Source organism: Sanguibacter sp. A247, from assembly GCF_052324925.1.
Taxonomy (GTDB): Bacteria; Actinomycetota; Actinomycetes; order Actinomycetales; family Cellulomonadaceae; genus Flavimobilis.
Genome location: NZ_JBQPRE010000010.1, coordinates 1 through 5,405, shown reverse-complemented (window position 1 = coordinate 5,405; position 5,405 = coordinate 1). Strand labels below are relative to the sequence as shown.

General features: G+C 57.2%; 2 rRNA genes. Both read right to left on the bottom strand.

Annotated elements, in window-relative coordinates:
- Positions 1-3: 3 nt before the first annotated feature.
- Positions 4-3,205: ribosomal RNA gene (locus ACTVCO_RS12185) — 23S ribosomal RNA — on the bottom strand.
- Between the two features lie 423 nt (positions 3,206-3,628).
- A 16S ribosomal RNA gene (locus ACTVCO_RS12180) occupies positions 3,629-5,148 on the bottom strand.
- Together the 16S and 23S rRNA genes form the textbook arrangement of a ribosomal RNA operon.
- Between the last annotated feature and the right edge of the window lie 257 nt (positions 5,149-5,405).

Sequence of the window (5,405 nt, the reverse complement as noted above, 5' to 3'; positions counted from 1 at the left end):
TGTTGTATCAAGTCATTGGCTATTAGTACCGGTCAGCTTCACGAGTCTTTCGTCCTCGCTTCCACATCCGGCCTATCGACCCAGTGGTCTACTGGGAGCCTCTCACCCTCAAGGGGCATGGAAATCTCATCTTGAAGCAGGCTTCCCGCTTAGATGCTTTCAGCGGTTATCCCTTCCCAACGTAGCCAACCAGCCATGCTCCTGGCGGAACAACTGGCACACCAGAGGTTAGTCCGTCCCGGTCCTCTCGTACTAGGGACAGGTCTTCTCAAATTTCCAACGCGCGCAGCGGATAGGGACCGAACTGTCTCACGACGTTCTAAACCCAGCTCGCGTACCGCTTTAATGGGCGAACAGCCCAACCCTTGGGACCTACTCCAGCCCCAGGATGCGACGAGCCGACATCGAGGTGCCAAACCATGCCGTCGATATGGACTCTTGGGCAAGATCAGCCTGTTATCCCCGGGGTACCTTTTATCCGTTGAGCGACGGCGCTTCCACAAGCCACCGCCGGATCACTAGTTCCGACTTTCGTCCCTGCTCGACCTGTCAGTCTCACAGTCAAGCTCCCTTGTGCACTTGCACTCGACACCTGATTGCCAACCAGGCTGAGGGAACCTTTGAGCGCCTCCGTTACATTTTAGGAGGCAACCGCCCCAGTTAAACTACCCACCAGGCACTGTCCCTGATCCGGATCACGGACCGAGGTTAGGTATCCAGAGCGACCAGAGTGGTATTTCAACGATGACTCCACCGACACTGGCGTGCCGGCTTCACAGTCTCCCACCTATCCTACACAAGCCGCACCGAACACCAATACCAAGCTATAGTAAAGGTCCCGGGGTCTTTCCGTCCTGCTGCGCGTAACGAGCATCTTTACTCGTACTGCAATTTCGCCGAGTTCGCGGTTGAGACAGCGGGGAAGTCGTTACGCCATTCGTGCAGGTCGGAACTTACCCGACAAGGAATTTCGCTACCTTAGGATGGTTATAGTTACCACCGCCGTTTACTGGGGCTTAAATTCTCAGCTTCGCTCCGAAGAGCTAACCGGTCCTCTTAACCTTCCAGCACCGGGCAGGCGTCAGTCCGTATACATCGTCTTGCGACTTCGCACGGACCTGTGTTTTTAGTAAACAGTCGCTTCCCCCTGGTCTCTGCGGCCCTCAAACGCTCCCCTGGCAAGCAGGTTCACGCCTCAGGCCCCCCTTCTCCCGAAGTTACGGGGGCATTTTGCCGAGTTCCTTAACCACGATTCTCTCGTCGCCTTAGTATTCTCTACCTGACCACCTGAGTCGGTTTAGGGTACGGGCGGCATCAGCCTCGCGCCGAGGTTTTTCTAGGCAGCATAGGATCATCGACTTCCCCTTACGGGTCCCCATCAGTTCTCAGGCACATGAACGGCGGATTTGCCTACCGTTCGCCCTACAACCTTAGACACGGTCTACCATCGCCGTGCTTCGACTACCTTCCTGCGTCACCCCTCGCGCTGAACTACTACCGGATTGGTTCACGGCCTCACCGCGNACAACCTTAGACACGGTCTACCATCGCCGTGCTTCGACTACCTTCCTGCGTCACCCCTCGCGCTGAACTACTACCGGATTGGTTCACGGCCTCACCTACGCCGATCTCCCGAAGGAGACATGGCGAAAGCTCGGGCGCTTAACATCACCGGGCTCGCTCTTGGCGGCTTTCAGCCGGTACGGGAATATCAACCCGTTGTCCATCGACTACGCCTGTCGGCCTCGCCTTAGGTCCCGACTAACCCAGGGAGGATGAACCTGGCCCTGGAACCCTTGGTCATTCGGCGGACGGGATTCTCACCCGTCATTCGCTACTCATGCCTGCATTCTCACTCGTGTAGGCTCCACCGCTGGGTTCCCCCGCGGCTTCAATGCCCACACGACGCTCCCCTACCCATCCACACGCCTGGACCACGAAGGCCTAGCTCATATGTGAATGCCACAACTTCGGCGGTGTACTTGAGCCCCGCTACATTGTCGGCGCGGAATCACTTGACCAGTGAGCTATTACGCACTCTTTCAAGGGTGGCTGCTTCTAAGCCAACCTCCTGGTTGTCTGTGCAACTCCACATCCTTTCCCACTTAGCACACGCTTAGGGGCCTTAGTTGGTGGTCTGGGCTGTTTCCCTCTCGACTACGGAGCTTATCCCCCGCAGTCTCACTGCCACGCTCTGGCTTACCGGCATTCGGAGTTTGGCTGACGTCAGTAACCTGGTGAGGCCCATTAGCCATCCAGTAGCTCTACCTCCGGTAAGGAACGCGTGACGCTGCACCTAAATGCATTTCGGGGAGAACCAGCTATCACGGAGTTTGATTGGCCTTTCACCCCTACCCACAGCTCATCCCCCCAGTTTTCAACCTAGGTGGGTTCGGTCCTCCACGCGGTCTTACCCGCGCTTCAACCTGGCCATGGGTAGATCACTCCGCTTCGGGTCTAGACCCAGCGACTATGATCGCCCTATTCGGACTCGCTTTCGCTACGGCTTCCCCACACGGGTTAACCTCGCCACTGAGCACTAACTCGCAGGCTCATTCTTCAAAAGGCACGCGGTCACCCCTGCTAGGGAGGCTCCCACGGTTTGTAAGCACACGGTTTCAGGTACTATTTCACTCCCCTCCCGGGGTACTTTTCACCTTTCCCTCACGGTACTAGTCCGCTATCGGTCACTAGGTAGTATTTAGGCTTATCGAGTGGTCTCGACGGATTCACACGGGATTTCTCGGGCCCCGTGCTACTTGGGAACACCAACGGGAGGCTGCGCCATTTCGTCTACGGGGGTCTCACCCTCTGTGCCGGACCTCTCCAGATCCTTCGACTATGACGCAACTTTCTGACTCCCCGGACCAGCGGCAGCTGGTCCTGCTGGGTCCCACAACCCCGTACGCGCAACGCCTGCCGGCTTTGACACGCGTACGGTTTGGCCTGATCCGCTTTCGCTCGCCACTACTCACGGAATATCTCTTCCTGCCGGTACTGAGATGTTTCACTTCCCGGCGTTCCCTCCACTCACCCTATATATTCAGGTGAGGGTACCTGGACATGACTCCAGGTGGGTTTCCCCATTCGGACATCCTCGGATCACGGTTCGTTTGCCAACTCCCCGAGGCTTATCGCAGGCTACAACGTCCTTCATCGGCTCCTAGTGCCAAGGCATCCACCATGTGCTCTTAGAAACTTGAACAACAACTATTTGCAGATACCAAAGATTAGATCTTTGATGTTCAAAGATGCTCGCGTCCACTGTGCAGTTCTCAAGCAACCACCGGTCCCGACCCTGATGCCAGGCGCCTGCAGGCGAAGACCCCTCAAGAAGAAGAGCTTCGCCAGCGGTTCGCCGGCCAGTGCCGGTCCGAGAGGTGAGTCCAGGCCCCTTCGATGAAGAGGCCGGCCTGTTCCCTCAGGACCCAACAGCGTGCTTGATCCATCCCCACCGGCGCGGCCAGGTTTCCTCCCCCACACAAGGTGAGAGGTACTACCCGACCAACCCCAGCTACGGGGAGGCAAAAGTCAATGTTCCACCCATGAGCGTCCACCTCAAGCACGTACGGCCTGAGCGTGGCACTGACCCGACCCCAGCATCGCTGGGCGGGTTGTGGCTCCTTAGAAAGGAGGTGATCCAGCCGCACCTTCCGGTACGGCTACCTTGTTACGACTTAGTCCCAATCGCCAATCCCACCTTCGACGGCTCCCTCCCAAGGGTTGGGCCACCGGCTTCGGGTGTTACCGACTTTCGTGACTTGACGGGCGGTGTGTACAAGGCCCGGGAACGTATTCACCGCAGCGTTGCTGATCTGCGATTACTAGCGACTCCGACTTCATGGGGTCGAGTTGCAGACCCCAATCCGAACTGAGACCGGCTTTTTGGGATTCGCTCCACCTCGCGGTATCGCAGCCCTCTGTACCGGCCATTGTAGCATGCGTGAAGCCCAAGACATAAGGGGCATGATGATTTGACGTCATCCCCACCTTCCTCCGAGTTGACCCCGGCAGTCTCCTATGAGTCCCCACCCGAAGTGCTGGCAACATAGGACGAGGGTTGCGCTCGTTGCGGGACTTAACCCAACATCTCACGACACGAGCTGACGACAACCATGCACCACCTGTACACCAGTCCGAAGACGCACACATCTCTGCATGATTCCGGTGTATGTCAAGCCTTGGTAAGGTTCTTCGCGTTGCATCGAATTAATCCGCATGCTCCGCCGCTTGTGCGGGCCCCCGTCAATTCCTTTGAGTTTTAGCCTTGCGGCCGTACTCCCCAGGCGGGGCACTTAATGCGTTTGCTGCGGCACGGAACTCGTGGAATGAGCCCCACACCTAGTGCCCAACGTTTACGGCATGGACTACCAGGGTATCTAATCCTGTTCGCTACCCATGCTTTCGCTCCTCAGCGTCAGTTGCGGCCCAGTGACCTGCCTTCGCCATCGGTGTTCCTCCTGATATCTGCGCATTCCACCGCTACACCAGGAATTCCAGTCACCCCTACCGCACTCTAGTCTGCCCGTACCCGATGCAAGCCCAAGGTTGAGCCTTGGGTTTTCACACCAGACGCGACAAACCGCCTACGAGCTCTTTACGCCCAATAATTCCGGACAACGCTTGCGCCCTACGTATTACCGCGGCTGCTGGCACGTAGTTAGCCGGCGCTTCTTCTGCAGGTACCGTCACTTTCGCTTCTTCCCTACTGAAAGAGGTTTACAACCCGAAGGCCTTCATCCCTCACGCGGCGTCGCTGCATCAGGCTTTCGCCCATTGTGCAATATTCCCCACTGCTGCCTCCCGTAGGAGTCTGGGCCGTATCTCAGTCCCAGTGTGGCCGGTCGCCCTCTCAGGCCGGCTACCCGTCGTCGCCTTGGTGAGCCGTTACCTCACCAACAAGCTGATAGGCCGCGAGTCCATCCCCCACCGATAAATCTTTCCAGACCCAGCCATGCAGCTAGATCTCATATCCGGTATTAGCCACGATTTCCCGAGGTTATCCCGAAGTGAGGGGCAGGTTACTCACGTGTTACTCACCCGTTCGCCACTGATCAGGTGGAGCAAGCTCCACCGTCACCGTTCGACTTGCATGTGTTAAGCACGCCGCCAGCGTTCGTCCTGAGCCAGGATCAAACTCTCCGTAAATGATGAACGTCAGCCCCGAAGGACTAACAACCATACGAAGCGGACCCGAAGGTCCAATTAAACTGGCAATGACCGACTCTTGTCGGTCCATTCCAAAGGAATCTCAACGAGAAGGAACGTCTACCAGGTGGCAGCCGGCTTCCCTCTCGTACGAGAGTTATTTGGCATTGACTATCAAGCACACTGTTGAGTTCTCAAGGAACAGACGCGCATCCTCGCTCTTCCCTTGCGGGTCCTGCTCGGAGGCAACCGTTCAA